General features: G+C 45.1%; 1 protein-coding gene. It reads left to right on the top strand.

The window, feature by feature from the left end; translation table 11 throughout:
• Positions 1-64 precede the first annotated feature (64 nt).
• On the top strand, positions 65-865 hold the full coding sequence (locus ABD892_RS10485) for a hypothetical protein (protein ID WP_345195572.1): 801 nt from the start codon (positions 65-67) through the stop codon (positions 863-865).
• Positions 866-966: the final 101 nt, after the last annotated feature.

Genomic DNA, 966 nt, shown 5'->3' with positions numbered 1-966 from the left:
GGGTCATTGATTACTCACTGACCACCCCCTGTTTAAGTTGGAAATTTCAGAAGAGGCGACAACTATGCTGGCACAGGGGGGTATCAAACAACAATTAGTTTTAGCCAAAAAACACAGTGTAGCGCTGGCAGAAGCGGCCCCTCAATTCGAACCAGAGACGAGCGAAGAATGCCAGAAGTTCTTTAAGTACAGTAAAAGATATCTATTTAATGGCGAAGGAAAAAGCGTGCTTGAACAATGCCTGTCTCCAACCGTCGCCGCTACCATGAAACAAGGTCTACCTGATATACCGGTGAAGTACTTTCTCCCTAATTACCCTTCATCGTTCGTCGCACTCAATCAAACACATCGTATGACAGATGCAACACATATACCTGACCCAAAAACAGGAACCGATGAACGCCATGTTGAAGAAATGGAAGAGATAGATGACCAGGCCGATGTGGAGGGGCAGGAAGGAATGACCGCGACGGCAAAGACGGTCAAGATACCTTTCAATCCCAACAGTGAGTTGCATAAAACCATGATTATTCTTTCGCGACTCAATGATATGTATCGATCAGTCAGTCTTGCCATCACTGAACATGCTTCCCAATTGGCAGGAGAAGAGAGGTACGAGGAATCCACTCGTCTGCTTGAGCAAGTTGAAATGATCAAGGAAAAGATCAAAACCATTGACCTCAATATCCTGGCATTGATGCATGCCCTGATGAAAAAAGAGTGGCCAGAGCATTTTTTCGAGGGTTCTTACCAGCATGTTGTGATTATCGATGAGCAAGGTAAAAGCTGTTTGAATCTCGACTCTTACCAACCCAGACGTGGCTACCTGGATAAGGAACCATTAACGCCCGTTGGACCACTTTGATGCAATTAACAGAAATGATCTAGGAGCTGTTGACGTTTCACATTGGTAACCAGACAAAAGCACAAGCCAGAGCTACGACACTGACAAAGTTTCGCTTTAGC

This window comes from Kistimonas scapharcae (assembly GCF_039540975.1).
Classification (GTDB): domain Bacteria; phylum Pseudomonadota; class Gammaproteobacteria; order Pseudomonadales; family Endozoicomonadaceae; genus Kistimonas; species Kistimonas scapharcae.
This window is presented reverse-complemented; position numbering and strand designations above follow the sequence as displayed.